The sequence below is a fragment of the Comamonas suwonensis genome (assembly GCF_012844455.2).
GTDB classification, from domain to species: Bacteria; Pseudomonadota; Gammaproteobacteria; order Burkholderiales; family Burkholderiaceae_C; genus Comamonas; species Comamonas suwonensis.
The window spans coordinates 140181-164953 of the sequence record NZ_JABBCQ020000009.1 but is presented as its reverse complement, the minus strand read 5'-3'; the positions used below and the strand labels follow the sequence as shown (position 1 = coordinate 164953).

Here is a 24773-nt window from a genome sequence, read left to right as displayed (position 1 = left end):
GTGGTGGTCATGAGCGGGGCGCTCAGGCCCGGCGGCGCAAGGTCAGCGTCAGAACGGCACCTAGCACGATGCCTGCGACGGCAGGAAAGCTGGCCCATGCCAGTGTGCTGAGCCCCGACAGGCCTTGGCCAATCGAGCAACCGGCTGCCAGCGCGCCGCCAAAGCCCATCAGCAAACCACCGCCCGCGCTGGCTCCCAGGCGGCTGGTGGATTCAAAACCTTCCCAGCGCGTGGTCCGGCTCACCAGGGCGGCGATAAAAGCCCCCACCAGTACGCCCGTCGTGAGCGCCAGGCCCATACCGGGCTCGCGGCCGACCGAAAGTTGCAGATACAGCATGCTCTCGGCAATCGGGCCGATAAAGCTCAGCGATGTGAGCTTGGCCGGCTCGAACTCGTCCACACCGATATGCGCGCTAATCCACCACCCAGCCGCCACCAGCAGGCCGATGAGCAGGGCGCTGATGAGCTGTACCGGGCTTTGGCGCAGTGCTGGCCGCCGCAGTGCAAAGAGAGTCAGCAGCATGGCGGGTGCCAGCGCCAGCAGCCATCCATTCACAGAAGGCAGATAGGCGGGCAAGGTGGGGTGAGTCAGCGTGATGGGTGCAAGCGCCTGCAGCCACAGGCGCACAGGCGTCAAAACACCCGTCATCGCCAGCTGGACGCCCAGCGCCAGAAACACGATGGTGACCAGAGAGCGCAGATTACCGCCCGCCAGCAGTACCAGTGAACGCGCGCCGCAGGCACGGGCCAGCACCATGCCCGCGCCAAACAGCAGGCCGCCGACCAGCACAGCAATCACGGAAAAGCTGGGGCGGGCAATGGCCGCCTGGCTCAGATTCACCATGCCCAGCGCCTGAAGCCCTTGGGATGCGAGCAAAGCCACGGCCAGTGCAAGCGCAAAAGCCTGCAAGGCGGGTGCTGTACCGGCGGCAACCTCAGAGTCTTGCCCCAGTTGCTGGCGCAGCCCGCGCAGCAAACAAAACCGTCCGAGCCGCGCAGCCACGCCAAACACCGCACCCAGCAAAAAAATGAACCACAACAACATATCAATCCTCAAGCAGGAGGTGAGGAGTACTGCTTAGAAAATACAGCAGGTGCATGACGTGGGCACGAGCCAAGCGAGGGGCCAGCAAGCAAGGGTCGCCCCGCAGCCATGCTGGCGTCCTCCTTCCCGCAACGAAAGTTGCGAGAGAAGGAGGAAGGCGCAAGGCGCCTCAGGGGGATGTACCTAATCAAGCACCCCAGATATCCGCACTGATCGCCTTGTACCAAGCCGATCCGTAATCGGCCTCGGCCTTGCGGAAGGCGGCATTGCCATCGATGGGGCTGACGCCGCCAGAGTCTGGCACTTCGATCAACTTGCCTTCTTGCGACTTGTAGACACCGGCGACCGAGATGCCGTAGTCATTGCCAATCAGGCTGTAGCAGGTGTTGGCATAGGCCGCAGTGGGCAGGGGCTGTCCCGTCAGCTCGGCAGCGATGGCGGCGGCTGCCACCTTGCCTTGCGTGTTGGCGGCAAAGCCGGACTTGGGCATGGGCGCGGCAATGGTGGCATCGCCCAGCACATAGACATGCTTGACCAGAGTGGACTCAAACGACTCGGGCTTGATGGGCACCCAGCCGCTGGCATTGGTCACACCTGCACGGTCGGCAATAAACCCAGCCTTTTGCGGTGGGATGACGTTGAGCACGTCGGCCTTGTGCTTGGTGCCGAAGGAGGTTTCCACTTCCAGGTTTCGGGCGTCCACGCGCGTGACTTTACCGTCATCGGCCTGCTTGACCCATTCGATCATGTCGCCGTACAGCGCCTTCCAGCCCTGAATGAACAGGCCTTGCTTGGAGAACGCGTCCTTGTCGTCCAGCAGCAAAATTTTGCTCTTGGGCTTATGTGCCTTCAGGTAATGCGCCACCATGGCGGCGCGCTCATACGGGCCGGGTGGGCAGCGGAAGGGGTTGGCGGGGATCACCATCACAAACTTGCCGCCGTCGGGCATGGCTTCCAGCTGTTTTTTCAGCAAATGGGTTTGCGGGCCGGCCTTCCACGCGTGGGGTGCCAGTTGTGAGGCCGCCTCGTCATAGCCTTCCAGCGCATTCCAGCGCATATCGATACCGGGCGACAGCACCAGCTTGTCATAGCTCAGTACCTGGCCGTTCGACAGCAGCACGCGGCGAGAGTCCGTCAGGACATTGTCGGCACGCGCATGCACCACGTTCACGCCCGCTTTGCGCAGGCCGTCATAGCCGTGACCGATGCTTTCCCAGCTGCGCAGGCCGGCCAGATACAGATTGGAGAAAGGGCAGGTGTAGAAACGCTGGGCAGGCTCAACCAGCGTGACTTGAACGTGGGGCGCAAACTGGCGCAGATAGCGCGCAGCAGTGGCACCGCCAAAGCCGCCCCCGACGATGACCACATGGGCCGAGGCGGCCTTGGCCTGAACGATGGAAGGCAGAGCCAGGCTGGCAACACCCGCAGCTGCGCCACCGATGATTTGACGACGATTGATCTGCATTTAGCGGCCCTTCTTGCTGAACCACTGGGCCAGCGCTTTGAGTTGTTCGTCGTCATAGCCCTTGGCCAGACGCGTCATCACGGTGGCATCCTTGGCAGTGCCTGCCTTGAAGGCCTGCAGGCGCTGCAGCAGGTGCGCTTCAGGCAGGCCACGCAGCGTGGGAATGCCGCCGGTCGATCGGCCATCAGGCCCGTGGCAGTTGGCGCAACTGGCGGCCAGCACGGCCACATCTTGTGCGCGCAAGGTGCTTGTGGGCGTGGCAGAGCTTGCCAGCGCTGGCAGCGGCGCAGTCATGGCTAGCGCCAGCCAGAGCACGGGGCGTGCAGAGGTGAGCAAAGGTTTCGATCGCATGGGGCCTCCCTGTTTTCTGCGCAGCTGGCGCAGGATGATTGAGAACAGCTGATGGACATGACCCGTTTGAGGCAAGACTTAGAGCCAACGTATCAAGGGGCGTATCAACAGTTCTTATGTACTCGATGCTTGTTCGTGGCCATTGTTGTATATGGTGAATGCAGGGCATTCTTTGGGCCAGGGTGCGGCAAGCACAGTGAGTTGTGCTGGATTCTAGGAAGTTGAGTGGTTTTGAATAGCGCTATATCCCAGTGGTGTAACAGGAAGTTATTGGTTATTTAGTTATGCCATCCGCATGTGCTTGCGTGTGTCCGGTGTAGAGGAAAACGGGCATGAAAAAACCGCATGGTGCTATTAAATAAATAGCTTCATGCGGTTGATGTTCATAAGCTGTAGCCTGTTTTATCAATATTCAGGCTGAATGACAGACGGTGGGGTCACCGGTGTTGCCGTGGCCGCTGGTGCCGGTGTTTCAGTCGACATGGCAGACGGACTAGCCGAGTCGCGGTAGCGAATATTCACGCCGCTGCTGTCACTGATACCGGGCTTGTCGTCATCCATCAGCGCATCGGCGGCTTTGCCCACGCCTTTGCCCACTATTTTGGCCGTGCCAATGGCGGCATCCGCAGCCAGACCTACAGCGCCCGCCGTCACGCTGACGGCGGCACTGGTGACGGCCACTACAGCGCAGCCGGAGAGACTCAGGCACAAAAAAGCCCCTGTGGCTAACAGTCGCAGGGGCTTGGTTGCGCGTTGTTCAAATAACGCGCGTGGCATCAATGAATCCGCATGCCGGGCTGCGCACCAGGGAAAGGTTCGAGGACGTAAATGCCCGGGTGGGTCTTCTCATCGGCGTGGCTGGCGGCCAGCACCATGCCTTCGGACATGCCGAACTTCATCTTGCGCGGGGCCAGATTGGCTACGGTCACTGTCAGCTTGCCCACCAGTTGCTCTGGCTGGTACATGCTGCTGATGCCGCTGAAGACGTTGCGGGTCTTGGGTTGGCCGTTTTCGTCTTTTTCGCCCACATCCAGCGTCAGCTGCAGCAGCTTGGTCGAGCCTTCGACGGCCTTGCATTCCAGAATCTTGGCGATGCGCAGGTCGACCTTCATGAAGTCGTCAATGCCAATGGTTTCGGCCAGTGGCTCGCCACCGGGGGCGTTGGGGTCGATCACGGGCTCGGCCTTCTTGGCGGCTTTTTTCTCGGCCTTGACGGGTTCGGCTGCGGGAGCGGCCTGACCTGCAGGTGGCTCGAACAGCGATTCCAGCTGCTTGGGGTCCACGCGCTGCATCAGGTGCTGGTACACGCCAATCTGGTGGCCTTGGCCCAGGGGCTTGACCACATCGGCAAAGCTCTCGGGCGGCACGATGAGGAAGTTGGCCACTTCGGCGGCCACGCTGGGCAGGATGGGCGACAGGTAGATGGTCAGAATGCGGAAGGCTTCGATGCAGGTCGTGCACACATCGTGCAGGCGCGCGTCCATGCCTTCCTTCTTGGCCAGCTCCCAGGGCTTGTTGGCGTCCACATAGCTGTTGACCTTGTCGCACAGCGCCATGATGTCGCGGGCCGCACGGGCAGTGTCGCGGCCTTCGTAAGAGGCAACGATGGCGGCTTGCTGATCGCGCAGTGCGGCCAGCAGGGTCTGGCCGTCTTCGCTGACCACGCCCAGCTTGCCTTCAAAGCGCTTGGTCAGGAAACCTGCGGCGCGCGAGGCGATGTTGACGTATTTGCCGATCAGGTCGGAGTTCACGCGCAGCATGAAGTCTTCGGCCGTGAAGTCGATGTCTTCGTTCTTGCCGTTGAGCTTGGCGCCCAGGTAGTAGCGCAGCCACTCGGGGTTCATCTTGAGGGCCAGATACTTGAGCGGGTCAAGGCCGGTGCCACGGCTCTTGCTCATCTTTTCGCCGTTGTTCACGGTGAGGAAGCCATGCACGCAGATCTTGGTCGGCGTCTTGCGGCCGCTGAACTTCAGCATGGCAGGCCAGAACAGCGTGTGGAAGGTGATGATGTCTTTGCCGATGAAGTGGTACTGCTCCAGATCGGGGTCGGCCATATAGGCGTCGTAGTCTTCGCCACGCTTGCCCAGCAGTTCTTTGAGTGACGCCAGATAGCCCACAGGCGCATCCAGCCAGACGTAGAAATATTTGCCCGGTGCATCGGGAATTTCGATGCCGAAGTAGGGCGCATCGCGGCTGATGTCCCAGTCGTCCAGGCCTTCGCTGGTCGATCCATCGGGGTTGGTGCGCACGCCAAACCATTCCTTGATCTTGGCGGCCACTTCGGGCTGCACATGCTTGCCGTCCTGCGTCCACTCGGTCAGGAACGCCACGGCGCGTGGATCGGACAGCTTGAAGAAAAAATGCTCGGACGACTTCATCACCGGCGTGGCACCCGACAGGGCCGAGAACGGGTTGATGAGGTCGGTGGGCGCGTAGACCGAGCTGCAGACTTCGCAGTTGTCGCCGTACTGGTCTTTGGCGTGGCAACGCGGGCACTCGCCCTTGATGAAGCGGTCAGGCAGGAACATGTTCTTCTCGGGGTCGAAGAACTGCTCGATGGTGCGCGATTCGATGAAACCGGCCTTTTTCAGGTCCAGATAAATCTGCTTGGACAGCTCGTGGTTGGCGGGACTGTCGGTATTGCTCCAGTTGTCGAAGGCGATGTGAAAGCCGTCGAGGTAGGGCTTGCGGCCAGCGGCAATGTCGGCCACAAACTGCTGGGGCGTTTTGCCGGCTTTTTCAGCGGCAATCATGATGGGCGCGCCGTGGGCATCATCGGCACCCACGAAGTTGACCGCGTTGCCCTGCATTCGCTGCGCACGCACCCAGGTGTCGGCCTGGATGTATTCCATGATGTGGCCGATGTGGAAATTGCCGTTGGCGTACGGCAGGGCGGTGGTAACGAAGAGTTTGCGTGCGGTCATGAGGGAACAGCTTTCACAGAGAACCTGCCATTCTAAAAGGGCTTGGCTCCAAGCTGCGGGAATGGGGTTTGGGGATGGGTTGGATGCCAAGGGCTGGCACCCCAGATACTTTTATTTTTATAGCTTATAGCGCTTGATTTCATTGGGTTTCAAACTGAAATCAACCGGACTTCCATGAATGTCAGGCACTAGCCGCTTTTATTGAGATAGCGCCGCCATCAACGTACCGATGGCCCTTTGTTGCGGTACATGTCTTGATCAGCCATCTTGAGCAGGACCTGGGCATCCTGTGCATCGTGCGGGTAGATGGCCTGTCCAATGGACGCGCCGACGGTGACGACTTCGCCTTCGGGAAGGCCTTGCAGCGTGACCAGCGGCTCTTGCAGCGCAAGATCAATCTTCAGGCGCACCGCCTGTATCTGCTCTTCATCCGAGACGCCGCGCAGGATGATGACGAATTCATCGCCGCCCAGGCGCGCGACCACATCGTCGGGGCGCAGCAGGTTGCGCATGCGCAGCGTGACTTCGGCCAGGGCTAGGTCGCCGTTGTCATGGCCCCAGCGGTCGTTGAGGGGCTTGAAACGGTCCAAGTCCACAAATAGCAGGGTGAATGGGGCGGCGTGCTGCTGGCCCGGCAGGGGGCGGGTGAGAGTGCTCAGAATATGCTGCAGAGCGCTGCGGTTGCTGGCACCGGTCAGCGGATCGGTGAACAGGCTGTGGCGCATGCGGTGGAAGTTGTGCGCCAGCTCGCCGATCTCGTCGCGGCGCTGCACTTCAATGGGGGTGTCGATCTCGCCCTGGCCCACGCGGCGCACGGCGCGGGTCAGCGAGCGCGTATCGTTGGCCACGGCGCCAAAGATGCGGGTGCCGATGAAGACCGCGACGATCAGCGCCAGAAGGCCCAGACCCCCCACCAGCATCATGTGGCGGTATACGCCGGCCAGCATGTCTTTGTGCGGTACGGCGACCACGGCGATCCAGTCCTGACCGGCACCATTGCTCAGGCGGCGGTAGGCGATGCGAATTTTGTGGAGAGCTGCATCTTCTAGCAGGGCCGTGCGGGGTGCGTCGTCAGGGGCGGTCGTGTGAAAAACGTCCTGAATTTTTTCGTAAACGGCCTGAATCAGCGGGTCCCGGCTGTTGGCAGCGCTCATGCGCTCCATCTTGCCATCGGGGCGAAGGTGGATGTTGGGCATGCCGGTGGCGGCGATCAGGGCGCCATCGGCTTCGATGATGAAGGCGCGGCCGTGCTTGCTCAGGTGCAACTGGTCTACAAAGTCATTGAGGGCTTTGAGTGAGATGTCAGCGGCCACCACGCCTTCGAGCTTGCCGTGCGGCGAGAGAATACGACGCGCGCGGGTCAGCACCAAGTCTTGAGCGCTGAAGTCGATGTAAACCGGCGTCCAGATGGAGCCGGTAGATTCGGCGGCGAGCTTGAACCAGGGGCGCTGGCGGGGGTCGAAGAGCGTGCTTTCGGTGTATTCGTAGACGGGCTTGGCGTGGATTCCGGTCACCTTGAAATAGCTGCGGTGGTCGCTGGCCAAGGTTTTGAGACGCAGTTGCCCCAGCGCTGGCTGCTGGCGCTTGAGGGCAATGCCCTGACCTGCCACGTTGCCGTAGTACACATAGTCATTGGGCTGGGTGTGCAGCGAAGTGGCCATCCACAGGCGTGAGACCAGTGACTGAACATGCTCGCTAATGTCTGAGTGCACTGGCTGGCCGCTGGGGAAAGCCGCTTCAAGCACGGCGCTTGAGCTGTGCAGGTGCCTGTCCACGATGAGGGCGATGCGCTCCGCCTTTTCCTCCATCACCTGCTCGGACAACGCCGACACCGTGTTACTGCCCGTCCAGTACCAGAGCATGCCCAGCGCTGAGGTCAACAGAGCAATCAGGGCAATAAAAGGCAGGATGAGTGAGAGCTTGAGCGATGAGGCGCCGCGAATGGGCTGAGGTGGCGTGGTCACTAGGCAGGTGGGGTACAGGTTGTATCGGTGAAACAAAGTGTCTCACACATCATTTGTGGGCTACAGCAGGGGTTCTCACGCGGGTGGCTGTGCTTGCGCCCAGCCAAAAAATCGGATGATCTCTTCCCTGCGGGCCATGGCATCTTTGTGACCCAGTGCCATCAGCTCGCGGGTGTAGCCCTGCTCAAATAGCAGGTAGCTGGCCAGCGCACCATCGCGCAAAGGGGTTTCGGGGCTTGATCCTGCGCTCATGCGTACGCCCAGCGTGGCCAGCAAGGTGCGCACGGGAAGGGGCAGTTTTTCGATGTGGCGAGTGGCAATGTCGTCAATGCGCTCGCTGGGGGTGATGGCCAGCACCTCGACCGGGCGCAGTCGGCTGTGGATGCGCTCGGCCGGTGAGATCAGGCTCAGCGTGTGGTTGATGCGCTCGGCGCGTTCAATGTCTACGGCCAGGGTGTCCAGAAAGATGCTGGAGAGCGCATGCCCGGCCACCTGGGCCAGCGTGGGATAGCTGGCATCGGCCTGTGCGGGGCTGGTGGTGGGCTCATGCCGACGGCCCGCGCCGACTACCAGCAGTTTGTTGGCCCCCAGGTGAATCATGGGGGCGAGGGGGGCGGTCTGGCGCATGGAGCCGTCGCCAAAGTATTCAAGGTGCCCATCCATGGGCAGCGGCATTGCCGGAAAGATAAAGGGCAGGGCTGATGAGGCCAGTAGGTGATCGGCAGTGAGCAGGGTCTGCACGGCCTTGCGCTGGTCGCGAATCCAGGGGCTCAGGCACTCGCGGGTTTGAAAAAAGGTGATGTGCTGGCCGCTGCTGTAGCTTGATGCCGTGATGGCCAGCGCATGCAGGTGCCCGCTTTCTATCAGTTGGGAAATGCGCTCGAAAGGCATGAGATCGCCGCTCATCAGCGCTTTGAGCGGGCTGTTGTCCAGCAGCGAGCGGGGGCGCATGCGGCTCCAGCGTGCCAGTGCCCAGCCCAGCGACAGCAGGGTCATCCAGTGTGCGCCGCTGCGCAGCATGCTGAGCGAGTCGGCTTTGTAAATCTGCTCGGTGTGCATGTGGCCCCAGACATGGCTCATGCGCCGCACGGCGGCGTCAAAGGCATCGGCATGGCAGGCGAGTGCTGCAACATTGATAGCACCTGCTGAGGTGCCTGCAAGCACGGGGAAGGGATTGGGGCCATGTTGCAGGCCCTGCTCGCGGCGCAGAGCGGCAATGGCTTGCAGCACGCCCACCTGATAGGCGGCGCGGGCCCCGCCCCCGCTGAGCAACAGCCCGGTCGGCCCGATGCTGGACGCCGGACCTGTGGGGTTTTGCCGATCGACGTCGGCAAGACTGGGTGGGAAGGTGGGTGAGAACTGCTCTGCCGCCATGCCTGCAGTGTGCCCGGATTGGGCGGCAGGCGGTAGACCGGGGCGGCAGAGTCAAATGCAGTGTTAGCGCTTCTTACGGCTCTTGGCGATCAAGGTCGCCATGGATTGACCGTTCAGAACCACCACCTGGTTCTGCGCGGCCCAGCTGGATGCGTTGTCGCCCAGTGGCTGCAGCGCCACATAAATGGCCAGATCGGCCTGTTGCTTGGCTTGTGCAGCCTGCAACTCGCGCAGCGGCTCCACGCCATGGGTGGCGGCCTTCCAGCGGCGGGCGCTGACCACGCTGGTCTGACCGTTGCGGGTCAGCAGCAGGTCTGCGCCGGGCAGGTTCAAGCGCTGCACGTCATAGCCCTCGGCTTGCCACGCGGTTTGCAGCTGGGCGCTGAAGTCGGCCCAGCTCTGCGCGGCAATGACTTGCTGAATTTCTTCCATCTGAGCCGGGCTGGGGGCGCTCATCTGTCTGTAGAAGGCAATGCAGCCCACGACAAAAAACGGGAATGCGCCCAGGGCGGCAAAGGGCGATATGTTCTTTGGGAATATCGCCAGCGAGGCGGCGACTACGGCGGCGCAGATCGCAAAGCTGATCCACCAGCGCGAGCGCATCAGGACTGCAAACAGGGAGTTTTCGGCCATCTTCAGTTTCACGGGCTGTCTCTCAAATTTTTGGCAAAGGGTTGCATTGTCTCTTGTGCGCAGGGGTTGGGCGGCTTCGCTAGACTATCCGGCATCGAAGAAACCTCTGGAAAACTGAATCCCATGGCTGTTACAGAACAAGCGCTGCTGAGCGCATTCGCTGGCGTGCTCGATCCGCACACAGGCAAGGACTTTGTGAGCACCCGTGCCCTGCGCAACCTGCAAATCGCCGGAGATGACGTCTCGTTTGACGTGGAAATGGGCTATCCCGCCCAAAGCTTGCACGCAGCCCTGCGCAGCGCGTTCATCGCTGCCGCCAAGTCCGTGGCCGGTGTGGGCAATGTTTCGGTCAACATCACCACCAAGGTGGCTTCGCATGCCGTGCAGCGCGGTGTGCAGCTGCTGACGGGTGTGAAGAACATCATCGCCATCTCGTCCGGCAAGGGCGGCGTGGGCAAGAGCACGACCACCGCCAATCTGGCGCTGGCGCTGGCCGCCGAAGGCGCGCGCGTGGGCATTCTGGATGCTGACATCTACGGCCCCAGCCAGCCCATGATGATGGGCGTGTCGGGCAAGCCCGAGAGCCATGACGGCAAGACCATGGAGCCGCTGGAGAACTACGGCGTGCAGGTCATGTCCATCGGTCTGCTGGTCAACAACGATCAAGCCATGATCTGGCGCGGCCCCATGGCCACGCAGGCGCTGGAGCAGATGCTACGCCAGACCAACTGGAAGGATCTGGACTATCTGCTGATCGACATGCCGCCCGGCACCGGTGATATCCAGCTGACGCTGGCGCAGAAGGTGCCCATGACCGGTGCAGTGGTGGTGACGACACCGCAAGACATTGCCCTGATTGATGCCAAAAAGGGCATTCAGATGTTCGAGAAGGTGGGCGTGCCCATCCTTGGTCTGGTTGAAAACATGGCGGCCCATGTCTGCACCAACTGCGGCCATGTCGAGCATATCTTTGGTGCCGACGGCGGCAAGAAGATGGCTGGCGAGCAAGGCATTGACTATCTGGGCGCCTTGCCCCTGTCGCTGCAGATTCGCCTGCAGGCCGACAGCGGCAAGCCCACCGTGGTGGCCGAGCCCGAGAGCGAAGCTGCCCAGGTCTACAAAAAGGTCGCCCGCGATCTGGCCGTCAAGGTGGCCCTCAAGGCCAAGGACTTCTCCAGCAAGTTCCCCACGATCACGGTGAGCAGCAACACCTGATGAACCTGCTGACCTCCATGCGTTATCTGGTGGCGCTCAACGAGCACCGCCATTTCGCAAGGGCGGCGCAGGCCTGCCATATCACGCAACCTGCACTGTCCAATGCGCTCAGAGCGCTGGAGGCCGAGTTTGGCGCGGTCATCGTGCGACGTGGTCGCGTCTTTGGCGGGCTGACGCCCGAAGGCGAGCAGGTGCTGGCCACGGCGCTGTCCATGCTCAAGGCCGAAGAGGCCTTGCGCCAGGACCTGAGCGTGGGGGCCGGTCAGCTCAAAGGCCGTTTGCGCATGGCTGCCGTGCCTACGGCCATGCCCATGCTGACCCGCTTTGCCGCGCTGTTGCGTGCCCAGCATCCGGGCATCACGCCCATGGTGCTGTCCCTGAGTTCGCTGGAGATTGAAACCGGTCTGGAAGACCTGTCGCTGGATCTGGCGCTGGGATACAGTGACCGCTTGCTTGCGCGGGAGAGCGCTCGCATCAGCGTCTGGCCGCAGTACCAGGAACATTACTTTCTGCTCAGTCCTGCGACTGAAAAATCCAGTCAAAAACCTGTCAAGTGGGCGCAGGCCGCCAAGTTGCCGCTATGCCTTTTGACGCCTGATATGCATAACCGCCTGATCGTGGACCAGAGCTTCCAAACGGCAGGCTGCGAAGTCAGCGCCGCCATGGAAACCAATTCTGTGCTGAGTCTGATGATGGCCGTCAGCGATGGCGGCCTGTACAGCGTGCTGCCTGGTGCGCTGGTCGCCACCTTGCCAGAAGCGGCGGCGCTGAACGTGCGCCCGCTGATTTCGCCCCAGGTGCAGACGGCGATTGCCTTTCTGACACAACCCAAGGACACAGCTACCCGCGCCCTGTTGGCGGCCATGGCCTTGATGGAAACCACGCAGTGGCGTGAGCAATGCACGCGCTTTGCCGGGGCGGTGCGGGACCGCGCTTGATTCACAAAATGAATCAACGCATAGCGCTAATGAATTTGACGGGGTAAGCGCTCGGGGCTGAAATAGGGGCAGAGACAAAGGCGCTGCAGCGCCTGCATAAAAAGGCCACCCCATGCCCCCTGAAAAAACCGTGCCGCTGGCCCAGCTTGCGCCGCAAAAGCTAAGCACCAAACAAGCAGAAGCGCTGAACCACGCGCTGGCGCGTTTTTCCGGCGAACCCGGCGGCTTGCTGCCCCTGCTGCATGCCGTACAGCACGCGCTGGGCTTTATTCCGCGCGCCGCCGTGCCGCTGATTGCCGACGCCTTCAAGCTCTCGCGGGCCGAGGTGCATGGCGTCATCAGCTACTACCCCCATCTGCGCGAGCAGCCCCATGGACAGACCCTGATTCAGATCTGCCGAGCCGAATCCTGCCAGTCACGCGGCAGCGATGCGCTGCTGGCCCATGCCGAAGTCGCGCTGGGCTGCAAGGTTCATGAAACCACGGCCGATGGCTGCGTGACGCTGGAGCCCGTGTACTGCCTGGGTCTGTGTGCCCAGTCGCCCGCACTCATGGTCAACGAGGTGGAGGCTCATGCCCACCTCACACCGGTCAAGCTCGATGCATTGCTGCAGGATTTGAAGTCAAAACCGGCTTTAGTGCTTATGGATAAAGCGCAGGAAGCTATTAAAGCAGGAGTGGAAGCCGTACGCATCTATGTGCCGCGCGATGCCGCTGCGTTGGCTGTTGGGGCTGATGCTGTAGCCCGTGCGCTGACCGAAGAGTGCGCGGTGCGCGGCCTGCCTGTCGAGCTGGTGCGCAATGGCTCGCGCGGTCTGCTGTGGCTGGAAGCCTTGGTCGAAGTCGAGACCGCCCAAGGCCGCGTGGCCTATGGCCCGGTCAGCGCGGCCGATGTGCCCGGCTTGCTGGATGCCGGTCTGCTGCAAGGCTTGCCGCATGCGCTATGTCATGGTTTGACCGAGCAAATCCCCTATCTGGCAAGTCAGGAACGCCTCACTTTTGCCCGCGTGGGAGTGATTGATCCGCTGAGCCTGGCGGACTATGCTGCCCATGGCGGCTGGCAAGGTCTGCAGGCTGCAGCGACCATGGCAGCTGAAACCATCGTTCAGCAGGTACTGGACTCGGGCCTGCGCGGGCGCGGTGGCGCGGCGTTTCCGGCCGGCATCAAATGGAAGACGGTTGCCGCTGCAGCTGGTTCGCAGAAATACATTGCATGCAACGCCGACGAAGGTGATTCCGGCACGTTTGCCGACCGCCTGTTGATGGAAGGCGACCCGTTCTGCCTGATCGAAGGCATGGCGATTGCCGCGCTGGCCGTGGGTGCGACCCAGGGCTATATCTATGTGCGCAGCGAGTATCCGCATGCCATTGCCACGCTGAAAGAAGCCATTGCCCGCGCCAGCGCTGCGGGCTGGCTGGGCGGCAATGTGGCGGGCAGCGGCCGGGCGTTTTATCTGCAAGTGCGAAAAGGTGCGGGCAGCTATGTCTGCGGTGAAGAAACCGCCATGCTGGAGAGCATTGAAGGCAAGCGCGGCATTGTGCGGGCCAAGCCGCCGCTACCGGCCATTGAAGGTCTGTTTGGCCAACCCACGGTGATCAACAATGTGATCACGCTGGCCACCGTGCCCGTGATTCTGGCCAAGGGCGCGGCCTTTTATCAGGGCTTTGGCATGGGCCGCTCGCGCGGCACCTTGCCGTTTCAGATCGCAGGCAATATCGCGCGCGGCGGACTGGTGGAAAAAGCCTTTGGCCTGAGCTTGCGCGCACTGGTCGAAGATTTTGGTGGCGGCACGGCCACAGGTCGACCCGTCAAGGCGATTCAGGTGGGCGGCCCGCTGGGCAGCTATGTGGCACCTGCCGACTGGGATGATCCGCTGGACTACGAAACCTATGCGGCCAAGGGCAATGTGGTGGGCCATGGTGGCCTGGTGGTGCATGACGATGCGGCCAATATGGCCCGGCTGGCGCGTTATGCCATGGAGTTCTGTGCCATCGAGTCCTGTGGAAAATGCACGCCCTGCCGCATAGGCTCGACCCGTGGGGTGGAAGTCATTGACCGCATCACCACCAATCAAGGCGCTGCGCACGCAGCCAATGTCGCGCTGCTGGAAAGCCTGTGCGACACCATGGAGGGCGGCAGCATGTGCGCCATGGGGGGCATGACGCCTTATCCGGTGCGCTCGGCGCTCACCCACTATCCGCAGGACTTCGGCATCGAGTCCGCGCCAGCCGCCATGCCCGTCTGAGGAGAGAGCACCATGTTGGAACATCTAAAGAATACCGATTCTGGCACTCCCATCAGCCTGTCTGAGGAACTGGTCACGCTGCAGATTGACGGGCGCGAAGTCACCGTGCCCAAAGGCACATCGCTGATGCGCGCAGCGGTCGATGGCGGCATTAAAGTGCCCAAGCTCTGTGCCACGGATTCGCTGGAGCCCTTTGGGTCCTGCCGTCTGTGTCTGGTGCAGATCGAGGGGCGCAAAGGCTTTCCGGCCTCCTGCACTACACCGGCCGAGGCCGGCATGAAGGTCAAGACCCAGAGCCCGAGGCTGCAGGAGCTGCGCAAGGGGGTGATGGAGCTGTATATCTCCGACCATCCGCTGGATTGCCTGACCTGCTCGTCCAATGGTGACTGCGAGCTGCAGGACATGGCGGGCGTGGTGGGCCTGCGCGAGGTGCGCTATGGCATGGATGGTGCCAATCACTTCAAGGACGAAGCCAAGGCAGCGGTCGATACCTCCAACCCTTATTTCAATTACGACCCCAGCAAGTGCATTGTCTGCAATCGCTGCGTGCGCGCCTGCGAAGAGACGCAGGGCACGTTTGCGCTGACGATCACGGGGCGCGGCTTTGAGTCGCGCATTACGGCCGGCCAGGGCGATGGCTTCATGGACAGCGACTGCGTGAGCTGCGGCGCCTGCGTGCAGGCCTGCCCCACAGCCACGCTGCAGGAAAAAACCGTGGTGGAGCTGGGCCAGAGCGAACACAGCGAGATCACCACTTGCGCCTACTGCGGCGTGGGCTGCGGCTTCAAGGTCGAGATGAAGGGCGAGCAAGTCGTGCGCATGGTGCCGTGGAAGGACGGCAAGGCCAACGAGGGTCATGCCTGCGTCAAGGGCCGCTTTGCCTGGGGCTATGCCACGCACAAGGACCGCATCACCCAGCCCATGATTCGCGCCAAGATCAGTGACCCGTGGCGGGAAGTGAGCTGGGAAGAGGCCATCGGCCATGCGGCCAGCGAGTTCCGCCGCATACAGGCCCAACATGGCAAGGATTCTATTGGCGGCATCACCTCCTCGCGCTGCACCAATGAGGAAACCTATCTGGTGCAAAAGCTGATCCGTGCGGCCTTTGGCAACAACAACGTCGATACCTGCGCCCGCGTCTGCCACTCGCCCACGGGCTATGGCCTGGGTCAGACCTATGGCACATCGGCGGGCACGCAGACCTTCAAGTCAGTGGAACAGTCCGATGTCATCCTGGTCATAGGTGCCAATCCCACGGCGGCGCATCCGGTGTTTGGTTCGCGCATGAAGAAACGCCTGCGCGCAGGTGCCAAACTCATCGTGATCGACCCACGCGAGATCGAACTGGTCAGCTCGCCCCACATTCAGGCCGATTACCACCTGCAGCTCAGGCCCGGCACCAATGTGGCCATGATTACCGCGCTGGCCCATGTGATCGTGACGGAGGGCTTGCTGTCCGATGGATACATCGCCGAGCGTTGCGAGGCCAAATCATTCCTGCAGTGGAAGGAGTTTGTGGCCCGACCCGAAAACTCCCCAGAAGCCACGGCAGAAATTACCGGTGTCGCCCCCGATCTGGTGCGCGGCGCAGCCCGCCTGTATGCGCTGGGCGCGCACGACCATCCAGCAGGTAAGCCAGTCAACGCCGCCATCTACTACGGGCTGGGCGTGACCGAGCATGCACAAGGCTCGACCATGGTCATGGGCATTGCCAATCTGGCCATGGCTACGGGCAATGTGGGGCGTGAAGGTGTAGGCGTGAACCCGCTGCGAGGCCAGAACAATGTGCAGGGCTCTTGCGATATGGGTAGCTTTCCGCATGAGCTGCCTGGCTACCGTCATATCTCGGACAGCACGACGCGCGCCGAGTTTGAAGCCGCATGGGGCGTGCCGCTGAACCCTGAACCCGGTTTGCGCATACCCAATATGTTTGAAGCGGCGCTGGGTGGCAGCTTTCTGGGCCTGTACTGCGAGGGCGAAGACATTGTTCAGTCTGATCCCAATACCCAGCATGTGACGGCCGCGCTGGCGTCCATGGAATGCGTGGTGGTGCAGGACATCTTCCTTAACGAGACCGCCAAATACGCCCATGTATTTTTGCCTGGCTCGTCCTTCATGGAAAAAGACGGCACCTTCACCAATGCCGAGCGCCGTATTTCGCGCGTGACCCAACTCATGCAGCCGCTGGCCGGCTACGCCGACTGGGAAGTGACGCAGCTGCTCTCGAATGCGCTGGGCTACCCCATGAACTACGGTCACCCCCAAGAAATCATGACCGAGATTGCCGCGCTCACGCCCACATTTGCAGGCGTGAGCTATGAAAAGATCGAGCGGCTGGGCAGCGTTCAATGGCCGTGCAACGAGGCCACCGAAGAGGCGGGTACGGACATCATGCACAAGGATCAATTTGTGCGTGGCAAGGGCCGCTTCATCATCACCCAGTATGTGGCGACCGAGGAAAAAGTCACTCAGCGCTTTCCGCTGCTGCTGACCACTGGGCGCATCCTCTCGCAGTACAACGTGGGGGCGCAGACGCGGCGCACGGCCAACAGCCATTGGCATAGCGAAGACCGGCTGGAGATTCATCCCCATGATGCCGAGGATCGCGGCGTGCGCGACGGCGACTGGGTGGGTATCGAAAGCCGTGCCGGTCATACGGTGCTGCGCGCCACGGTAACCGAGCGCATTCAGCCCGGCGTGGTCTACACCACCTTCCACTTCCCTGAATCTGGTGCCAACGTGATCACCACCGACAGCTCTGACTGGGCCACCAATTGCCCCGAGTACAAGGTGACGGCGGTGCAGGTTCTGCCGGTGGCTCAGCCATCCAGCTGGCAGCGTGGCTATGCGCAGTTCAACGAGGAGCAACTGAGCCATTTGGCGGCCGCTCAGGTTGAGGCAGGAGCGCTGTAATGGATGTGAGCAACCTGATCCGCATGGCGAACCGTATTGGTGAATTTTTTGTTTCCATCCCGGATCGTGAGGAGGCGCTGGAGGGCATTGCACTGCACATCCAGAAGTTCTGGGACCCGCGCATGCGGCTGCGTCTTCTGGATGCGCTGAGCGATGAGCAGCAGGCACAGCAGTTGTTGCCCTTGGTACTAGAGTCCTTACAGCTGCACGAGCAGCAACTGCGGCCAAAGCCGTAGTTACGCGGGTGTCTGTCCGCGCTGATCGCCTCAGGTATATTGCCTGCCACCCCCTTTTTCAAAGCCGCTGACTGGCTCTGCCCAGTGCTGCGGCTTTGGTGTTCTTACGGTTTCGCATGACTTCCAAAACTCCCGCTAGCACCCAGATGAACTCGCATTTACGTCTGCTGGGTATGGCCTTGCTCTGGGGGGCTTCATGGCCTGCGGGGCGCATTCTTGCACTCAATATGTCGCCGCTGGCGGCGTCCGGTTTGCGCTTTGTGCTGGCCGCGAGTTTGCTGCTTCCATGGCTGTACTGGTCCGGAGGCTTCCCGGCCATCAAAAAATGGCCGCTCAAGACCTGGTTGGGCATGTTGGCCGCTGGTGCTACTGGCGTTTTTGGCTACGCCGCATTTTTCCTGAGCGGGTTGCAGCATTTGCCTGCGGGCAAGGCTGCGCTGGTGATTACGCTCAACCCTGTTGTGACCTTGCTGCTGGCCGTATGGCTGTTCAAGGAGCGTATCAACGGTGTGATTGCATTGGGCATGGCGTTGGCCGCTTGCGGCGCGGTGGTGGTTATCTCGCATGGCAAACCGCTGGAGCTGCTCAATGGCACGGTCGGCATTGGTGAGATGCTGATTCTGGGCTGCGTCGCCTGCTGGGTTTGCTACACGCTCATCGGGCGTGCGATGCTGGCAGGGGTGGATGCACTGGCTGCCACCACGGTCACCGCCATCTTTGGTGCCGCTCTGCTGCTGGCCACCAGTCTGTTGGTTGAAGGGCCGCAGGCTTTGGTATCAGCCTTTGATGCCAGTAGTCAGGCGTGGATGGCGATGATCTTCATGGCCTATGGCTCTACCGCCATTGCCTATGCCTGGTACTTTGCGGGGGTCAAGACACTGGGGGCGGGAGCCGCATCGGGCTACATCACGCTGGTGCCGGTGATTGGCGTGATGCTGTCAGCCCTGTTGCTGGGAGAGAGCGTGGATGGCTCCATGCTGCTGGGAGGTGCCATGGCGATTGCAGGCACGGCCGTGATGAACTGGGGGCGCAGGCAGGTGGTGGCTTAGAGATCGTCAACACGTTCTTGGTGCACTGAGTTTGCGTCATGCGAGCCTGAGGGATTGGCGGCAGGGGCGGGCCTTCAGCCCTGAAAAACTCGCCGCAGCGGACTGGTGTTTTGATACATTGAGCCCATGAAACATGCACTAGGTATTGCTGGGGCTGTCATGGCAGCAGCAGCCATTGTCAGCGGCTGCGCTCAGTCGGTCTCCATCAATATGGGGAGTCCTGCAGCCGCTCAATGCAGCAAGTTTGGCGGCAAGTTGCGCATAGACAAGACGCCGGAAATCGATCGCAGTATTTGCGTGTTGCCGGACGGATCGACCTTCGAAGAGAGCGTGCAGCGCCACAAGACGTCAGCGAGCCCATGAGCGTTGCAGGGCGGTGATTCACAAGCCTTTTGGAAGCCCCGGTGCGTTTTGACTGGAAATGAGTCAGTTCTCTTGCTTACACATTGAATACCAGTAAGTATTTGAATAAATTAGACTTATTGCTATGAAAAAGATACTTGGAGTTTCTGTATTCGCGCTATTCCTGTCAGGGTGCTATGCGCACCATGGTCACGGGCATCGCCCCCATGGTGGTTATTACGGCGGCGGGTATTACGGGCAAGGCCATGGCCATCAACACGGGCACAAGCACCACGGTCATCGACCCGGAGGACATGGAGGCGGTCACAAGGACCATGGCGGGCGAGGGCACGGCAGACGCTGAAACCGGCTCTCTGCCAGTCCCTTCCCCTAAGTCAAAACAAGCAAGCCACCTTATCGGGTGGCTTGTTTGTTGGGGGTTCAGTGGCTACCTGGGTATGGAAGACGCAGGGCGATTCAGGCCCTTGCCTTTTGTTTATGCCTCTTTCGATGCCGCTTGATGTTCTGCCAGCTTGGCTTCCAGCCCGCTGATCTGAATTTTGAGCTGGCGCATGCTGCTTTGCATGGTTACGCCCAGCAGCCGGCGCATGGCTTCAAAAAACAGCGCCATGAAGAGCACACTGGGCAGCACGCCCCAGCGCAGCCAGCCCGAAGCATGGTTGACCCACGAGACGACGCAGACCACCACGGCCATGGCGATGGCAAAGTAGTTCCACTTTCTAGAGCTTTGCATCTTCTTGGCGTACTTTTCAGCGGTGGCTTCAAGCTGCTGCTCTGTGACTTTGAGCTTGGCGATAGATGCCCGAATTTCTTCAAGGCTGGTGGGCTGGTCTGAGGGCATAAGGCAGAAACGAAGAAGGATAGATCACACAAGCGCTGAGTTTGTGTGATTGAAAATTGATAGCTGTAAGCGCTTGATGAGAAAGCGCTATAGCCATTTTTGCTTAAATATTGCTTGAGCTGCTCAGCGCATCGAACTCTGTGCTCCACTGCTGGCGCAGCGCACGTTTTTCGCTGTCATCAATCCACGCTGCATCAATGCCGTTCAGCATGAATCCTTTGAGATCGGCGATGGAAAAGCCAAAGTCGCTGACCATCTTGGTCCACGCGCCCGTGGGGTCGATATGGTGCAGCGTGGGGTCGTCGGTGTTGGGGTGTACGCGAATGCCCATGGCGGGCATCTGGCGGATGGGGTGGTCCAGCGCCCACCGCTCTGGTGCCAGTGTGCGCAGGTAGTAGGAGTTGCTGGGGACGACGGTGAACACAATGCCCAGATCGGCACAGCGCCCGGCCAGCTCGGGGTTGTCGATGACGGTGTAGCCATGGTCTATGCGGTCGACCTTGAGCAGCTCCACCGCGGTCTGAAGATTGTTCCAGGGCAGGCCAAACTCGCTGGCGTGGGCCGTGGTCTTGAGTCCATTTTTACGGGCCAGTGCGTAGGCGTCCAGGAACAGCTCGGGCGGGCGTTCGTTTTCACGGTAATCGATGCCGATGCCGGGCACGTCATCGTGGCGGTTCTCCAGCATCCATTGCACCATCTGTACGGCGGCTTCGGGCGGGGCTTCGCGGTCAATCGATGGAACAAGTCGCCCACGTATGCCGCAGTCTTTTTGCGCTGCGGCAGCGCCCGCCAGAATGGCCTGCTGAGCCGTGGCATAGCTCATTCCAGAGCATTGCACGGTACCTGTGGGGTTCCAGAAGAATTCGGCGTAGCGCACGTTGTGCGCAGCGGCATCTTGCAGGTACTCGTAGGTAATGCGCTCCAGATCGGCGGGCGTTTGCAGCAGCCACTGGTCGAGGGCGCGGAGCACACGCAGTACGCCCACGGGCTTTTCGCCGCGGGTGTAGAAGGCTTCGATCTCTTCCAGCGTCAGCGGCGCTTTGGAGCGCTGTGTCAGCTCGATAAACGTATTTTTTCGAACGGTGCCCAGCAGGTGGCAGTGCAGTTCCATCTTGGGGATGGCATGGGCAAAGGCGGTCAGTTCGGGGGTAGGGGCGGTCGGCGCGGCATTCATGGCGCAGATGGTAGTGGCTTGTGATCAGCCTTGCCTCAGACTGTTGTAAGTCACTGTGCGAAGAACAGGCTCGGCACGGAAGAGGCCAGCATGGCGATGCCCGAGCAGGTCAGCAGGCTCAGCACAATCTGGCGAAAGCGGGCATCGCTCACGCCCTTGTAGACACGGGTACCGAAGATCACGGGCACTAAAACGGCGGGCAGCACCACGGCAAACGACGGCCACATGACGGGCTTGACCATGCCCGTGGCCAGATAGCTGACCATGGTGACGGCCAGCACCGAGAGGTTGAAGTTCTGGATCACCGTGCGCTGAACATGGCGCTCGAAGCCGCGCAGCGTGCACCACAGCGTGGGTACGGTACCACTGAAGCCGCCCAGCCCACCCATGGCACCACCGATCAGACCCGCCATCGCATCGGTGCAGCGGGCCAGCAGGCCGCCGCCCAGCGTCAGTCGGGGCAGATGGGCGCTCAGCAGCATGGCCGGGCACCACAGTACCAGCAGACAGCCCAGGCCGAACTTGAACCAGTCCATATCGAGATGCGGCATGACAGCCACGCCCATGGGAATGCCGATCAGACCACCCGCGATAAAAGGCAGCAGCGACTTCCAGTGAAATTCGCGGCGTACGGTGAAGGCCGCAATGATCTGCCCCGTCAGCGAGCCAAACACCGAAAGCACGGCGGCCAGCTGCGGCTCCAGTACCCAGGCCCAGAAGGACATGGCCGCCATGCCGAAGGCAAAGCCGGATAGCCCCTGCACAAAACCCGCCACCGCAGCCCCCAGGGCCACCATCAACATCACTTCCACGTTCTGGTCTCCGTCTGATTGCCCCGATTATCGGTCCGGACAATCAGGGGATTGCCCTGCCGTTTTCGCATGGCCACAGGCCGCTGCGCTATCGTGCAGGTCATGCAAGCATCATCTGTCTGGATTCTGGGACTGCGCAACCTCTGGCGTGATCTGCGCGCGGGAGAGCTGCGCCTGATTATTGTGGCCGTGCTGCTGGCTGTGGCGGCATTGACTTCGGTGGGTTTCTTTGCAGATCGTCTGCAGGCCGGCTTGCAGCGCGATGCACGCCAGTTGCTGGGCGGCGATGTGGTGGTGGTCAGCGACAACCCCACGCCGCCTGCATTTGTGCAGCAGGCTGAGCAGCAGGGTTTGCAGACGGTGACTACGGCCAGCTTTCCCACCATGGCGCGCGCCGATCAGGCGCAGGGTGGTGCCAGCCGCCTGGTGGCGCTGAAAAGTGTGGAGCCCGGCTATCCGCTGCGTGGTGTGATTCAACTCAGTCAGGGTGCTGGTCAGCCTGTGCAGGAGGTGAAGGCAATTCCTGAGAGCGGCAACGTCTGGGTCGATGCGCCACTGCTGGAGGCGCTGGGTTTGAAGCTTGGCGATGCGCTGCTGCTGGGTGATTCGCGCTTTCACATTTCTCACATCATCGTGGTTGAGCCAGACCGCGGCGCAGGCTTTATGAGCTTTGCGCCGCGCGTCATGATCAATAGCGCTGATCTGCCCGCGACGAGACTGGTGCAGCCTGCCAGCCGCATTACCTATCGCCTGGCAGTAGCTGGAGCCGGCGATGCGGGGCGCAGCGGCGAGCAAGCCGCGCAGCGCTATCTGAGCTGGGCGCAGGAGCAGGCCAAGACTGAACATGGCGTGCGTATTGAGTCGCTGGAAAGTGGCCGCCCCGAGATGCGGCAGACGCTGGACCGTGCCGAAAAATTTCTGAGTCTGGTGGCACTGCTGTCTGCTTTGCTGTCGGCCGTGGCCGTGGCGCTGGCTGCGCGCGCGTTTGCCAACAGTCATCTTGATGCATCAGCCATGCTGCGTGTGCTGGGCCAAAGCCAGCGCCGCATTGCGCTGGCCTATGTGGTGGAGTTTGTCTGTATCGGCCTGGCCGCCAGTACTGCTGGCGTGTTGCTGGGCTGGGGCGTGCACCATGTCTTTGTCTGGCTGCTCGCCGGGCTGGTGGATGCGTCCTTGCCTGCCGCCAGTATCTGGCCGGCCCTGCTGGGCATGGGCATGGGGCTGACCTTGCTGCTGGCCTTTGGTTTGCCGCCCGTGCTGCAACTGGCACAGGTGCCGCCGCTGCGCGTAATGCGGCGTGATCTGGGGGCGCTCAAGCCTGCCTCATGGCTGGTGCTGGCTGTCGGTGTGGCAGGCTTTGCGGCTTTGTTGCTGGCGGCCAGTCGCGACATCAAGCTGGGGCTGATCGCGGTGGGCGGCTTTGCGGCTGCCGCGCTGCTGTTTGCGGGTCTGGCCTGGCTTGCGGTCAAGCTATTGCGCCGCGTGGTCAATGAAGCCACGGCACCGCGCTGGCTGGTGATGGCTACGCGCCAGATCTCTGCCAAGCCGGTATATGCCGTGGTGCAGGTCAGCTCGCTGGCCGTGGGCCTGCTGGCGCTGGTGCTGCTGGTGTTGCTGCGCACCGATTTGATTGCCAGCTGGCGCAAGGCCACACCGGCCAATGCGCCCGATCGTTTTGTCATCAATGTGCAGCCCGATCAGGCCCAGGACTTTCAGGCCGCGCTCAAAAAAGCGGGCGTGCAAAGCTATGACTGGTACCCCATGATTCGCGGTCGCCTGATTGCCATCAACGGCAAGGAAGTGCGCCCCGATGACTACGCCGAAGACCGCGCCAAACGGATGGTGGACAGAGAGTTCAACATCTCCACCGCTGAAGCCATGCCCGAGCACAACCAGATTACGGGCGGCCGCTGGACTGCGGGCGAGCAGGGTGCCATCAGCATGGAAGAAGGTATTGCCAAGACGCTGGGCCTGAAGCTGGGCGATACGTTGCGCTTTGATGTCGGCGGCGAAGAAAACGAGGCCCGCATTACCAGTTTGCGCAAGGTGGACTGGAGTTCTATGCGCGCCAACTTCTTTGTCATCTACCCGGTGCAGCATCTGGACAACGTGGCCGTCACCTATCTGGCCGCCTACCGTGCGCCTGCGGTGCAGGGCTTTGACAATGCGCTGGTCAATCAGTTTCCCAACATCACCAATGTGGACCTGAGCAGCACGCTGGCCCAGGTGCAGAAGGTGATGGATCAGGTCATTCGCGCGGTGGAGTTTTTGTTTGGCTTCACCTTGGTGGCCGGGCTGGTGGTGCTGTTTGCATCTGTCACTGGCACGCGCGAGGAGCGGGCGCGTGAATACGCCATCATGCGCGCCGTAGGCGCAAGGTCCGGGCTGCTGCAGCAGGTGCAAAGTGCAGAGCTGGCGGGCGTAGGGCTGATGGCCGGTTTTCTGGCCAGCTGCGTGGCACTGGCTGTGGGCTGGGCCCTGGCTCGCTGGGTGTTTGACTTTGAATGGAGCGTGCTGTGGTGGGCTCCGTTGGTGGGCGCTGTGGCCGGAGCGGTGCTGGCATGGGTGGCCGGCTGGTGGGCACTGCGCGAGGTGGTGAACCGCCCGGTAATGCAGACGCTGCGGCAGGCGCAAGAATGAGTTTTCTCAAAATTGATAGCTGCTTGCGCCTGTGTTTATTGGGCTTGAAGCCTTTTGGATCGATGAATTGCCTTGTATCAGCGCAGGTGAAGCCGAGCCAAGGACAATTGAGTCATTACGCCGCAACCGACGCACACCATGCAGATTGAAGAAAAGCCACCGTTTGATACGCCCTATGAATGGATAGGTGGAGAAGAAAAAGTCCAGCAACTGGCCGCCCGTTTTTATGACCTGATGGATCTGGAGCCGGGCTACAAGGAACTGCGCGCGGCGCATGGCAGCACGCTGGACGATGCACGCCAAAAACTGTTCTGGTTTCTCTGCGGCTGGCTGGGCGGCCCCGACTACTACCAGGAGCGTTTTGGTCACCCGCGACTGCGCATGCGCCATATGCCGTTTTCCATCGGTATTCAGGAGCGCGACCAGTGGGTGGCCTGCATGGATCAGGCCATGGGCGAGACCGGTGTGCCCGAAGCCCTGCGCACCCGCCTTAAAGCCAGCTTCATGAATACCGCCGACTGGATGCGCAACCGCGGCGTCTGAGTCCTTGGCGACGATGTCAAAGCGTCAAATATTCTTCATGACGCTGTA

General features: G+C 61.3%; 21 protein-coding genes. 9 read left to right on the top strand and 12 right to left on the bottom strand.

Annotated features, from left to right (window positions below; translation table 11 throughout):
• Window positions 1-22: 22 nt before the first annotated feature.
• The 8 genes from HF327_RS12145 to HF327_RS12110 all read right to left on the bottom strand — a co-directional run bounded on the left by HF327_RS12145 (window position 23) and on the right by HF327_RS12110 (window position 9756).
• The gene (locus tag HF327_RS12145; protein ID WP_169108471.1) at window positions 23-1045 is read right to left on the bottom strand and encodes a YeeE/YedE family protein; all 1023 of its coding nucleotides are present in this window, start codon (window positions 1043-1045) and stop codon (window positions 23-25) included.
• Window positions 1046-1232: 187 nt separating this feature from the next.
• A complete protein-coding gene (locus HF327_RS12140) occupies window positions 1233-2510 on the bottom strand; it encodes an NAD(P)/FAD-dependent oxidoreductase (RefSeq protein ID WP_169108470.1) in 1278 nt (425 codons plus the stop codon).
• On the bottom strand, window positions 2511-2861 hold the full coding sequence (locus tag HF327_RS12135; protein WP_236024158.1) for a c-type cytochrome: 351 nt from the start codon (window positions 2859-2861) through the stop codon (window positions 2511-2513).
• Between the two features lie 405 nt (window positions 2862-3266).
• Window positions 3267-3638: a hypothetical protein gene (locus HF327_RS12130; RefSeq protein ID WP_169108469.1), complete on the bottom strand. Its 372-nt coding sequence runs from the start codon at window positions 3636-3638 to the stop codon at window positions 3267-3269.
• Window positions 3638-5785: a methionine--tRNA ligase gene (gene metG, locus HF327_RS12125; RefSeq protein WP_169108468.1), complete on the bottom strand. Its 2148-nt coding sequence runs from the start codon at window positions 5783-5785 to the stop codon at window positions 3638-3640. The genes HF327_RS12130 and metG overlap by 1 nt, the downstream gene beginning before the upstream one ends.
• 218 nt (window positions 5786-6003) lie before the next feature.
• Window positions 6004-7785 (bottom strand): bifunctional diguanylate cyclase/phosphodiesterase, encoded by a 1782-nt coding sequence (locus tag HF327_RS12120; protein ID WP_236024157.1) that lies wholly within the window; start codon window positions 7783-7785, stop codon window positions 6004-6006.
• A gap of 39 nt (window positions 7786-7824) precedes the next feature.
• Entirely contained in the window at window positions 7825-9123 is a 1299-nt protein-coding gene (locus HF327_RS12115; protein ID WP_169108467.1) for a patatin-like phospholipase family protein, read from the bottom strand.
• 63 nt (window positions 9124-9186) lie between these two features.
• Window positions 9187-9756: a restriction endonuclease gene (locus tag HF327_RS12110; protein ID WP_169108532.1), complete on the bottom strand. Its 570-nt coding sequence runs from the start codon at window positions 9754-9756 to the stop codon at window positions 9187-9189.
• A gap of 123 nt (window positions 9757-9879) precedes the next feature.
• Between HF327_RS12110 and apbC the strand changes: the two genes are divergently transcribed.
• From apbC to HF327_RS12075, 7 genes are all read left to right on the top strand, one after another.
• Window positions 9880-10971 (top strand): iron-sulfur cluster carrier protein ApbC, encoded by a 1092-nt coding sequence (gene apbC, locus HF327_RS12105; RefSeq protein WP_169108466.1) that lies wholly within the window; start codon window positions 9880-9882, stop codon window positions 10969-10971.
• Complete coding sequence (locus HF327_RS12100; protein ID WP_169108465.1) at window positions 10971-11909, top strand: LysR family transcriptional regulator; 939 nt, start codon at window positions 10971-10973, stop codon at window positions 11907-11909. The genes apbC and HF327_RS12100 overlap by 1 nt, the downstream gene beginning before the upstream one ends.
• A 112-nt stretch (window positions 11910-12021) precedes the next feature.
• Window positions 12022-14154 carry a formate dehydrogenase subunit gamma gene (locus tag HF327_RS12095; RefSeq protein WP_169108464.1) on the top strand — a complete coding sequence of 711 codons (2133 nt, stop codon included), beginning with the start codon at window positions 12022-12024 and terminating at the stop codon, window positions 14152-14154.
• 12 nt (window positions 14155-14166) lie between these two features.
• Complete coding sequence (fdhF, locus tag HF327_RS12090; protein WP_169108463.1) at window positions 14167-17067, top strand: formate dehydrogenase subunit alpha; 2901 nt, start codon at window positions 14167-14169, stop codon at window positions 17065-17067.
• Window positions 17067-17303 (top strand): formate dehydrogenase subunit delta, encoded by a 237-nt coding sequence (locus HF327_RS12085; protein ID WP_169108462.1) that lies wholly within the window; start codon window positions 17067-17069, stop codon window positions 17301-17303. Before fdhF ends, HF327_RS12085 begins: the two co-directional genes overlap by 1 nt.
• Window positions 17304-17419: 116 nt before the next feature.
• Window positions 17420-18352 (top strand): DMT family transporter, encoded by a 933-nt coding sequence (locus HF327_RS12080; protein ID WP_198460480.1) that lies wholly within the window; start codon window positions 17420-17422, stop codon window positions 18350-18352.
• A gap of 126 nt (window positions 18353-18478) precedes the next feature.
• Window positions 18479-18715: a DUF333 domain-containing protein gene (locus tag HF327_RS12075; protein ID WP_169108461.1), complete on the top strand. Its 237-nt coding sequence runs from the start codon at window positions 18479-18481 to the stop codon at window positions 18713-18715.
• Between the two features lie 166 nt (window positions 18716-18881).
• Here HF327_RS12075 and HF327_RS22305 read toward each other — a convergent pair whose 3' ends face one another.
• The 4 genes from HF327_RS22305 to HF327_RS12060 all read right to left on the bottom strand — a co-directional run bounded on the left by HF327_RS22305 (window position 18882) and on the right by HF327_RS12060 (window position 21533).
• Window positions 18882-19010: a hypothetical protein gene (locus HF327_RS22305; protein WP_268904694.1), complete on the bottom strand. Its 129-nt coding sequence runs from the start codon at window positions 19008-19010 to the stop codon at window positions 18882-18884.
• Between the two features lie 180 nt (window positions 19011-19190).
• A complete protein-coding gene (locus tag HF327_RS12070; protein ID WP_169108460.1) occupies window positions 19191-19556 on the bottom strand; it encodes a hypothetical protein in 366 nt (121 codons plus the stop codon).
• A 103-nt stretch (window positions 19557-19659) separates the two neighbouring features.
• The gene (locus tag HF327_RS12065; RefSeq protein ID WP_169108459.1) at window positions 19660-20730 is read right to left on the bottom strand and encodes an adenosine deaminase family protein; all 1071 of its coding nucleotides are present in this window, start codon (window positions 20728-20730) and stop codon (window positions 19660-19662) included.
• Between the two features lie 50 nt (window positions 20731-20780).
• Entirely contained in the window at window positions 20781-21533 is a 753-nt protein-coding gene (locus HF327_RS12060; protein WP_169108530.1) for a sulfite exporter TauE/SafE family protein, read from the bottom strand.
• Window positions 21534-21611: 78 nt separating this feature from the next.
• Here HF327_RS12060 and HF327_RS12055 point away from each other — a divergent pair, with 78 nt between their 5' ends.
• Both HF327_RS12055 and HF327_RS12050 read left to right on the top strand, forming a co-directional pair.
• The gene (locus HF327_RS12055; RefSeq protein WP_198460479.1) at window positions 21612-24182 is read left to right on the top strand and encodes an ABC transporter permease; all 2571 of its coding nucleotides are present in this window, start codon (window positions 21612-21614) and stop codon (window positions 24180-24182) included.
• A gap of 138 nt (window positions 24183-24320) precedes the next feature.
• Complete coding sequence (locus HF327_RS12050; RefSeq protein ID WP_169108457.1) at window positions 24321-24725, top strand: group II truncated hemoglobin; 405 nt, start codon at window positions 24321-24323, stop codon at window positions 24723-24725.
• Window positions 24726-24773 lie beyond the last annotated feature (48 nt).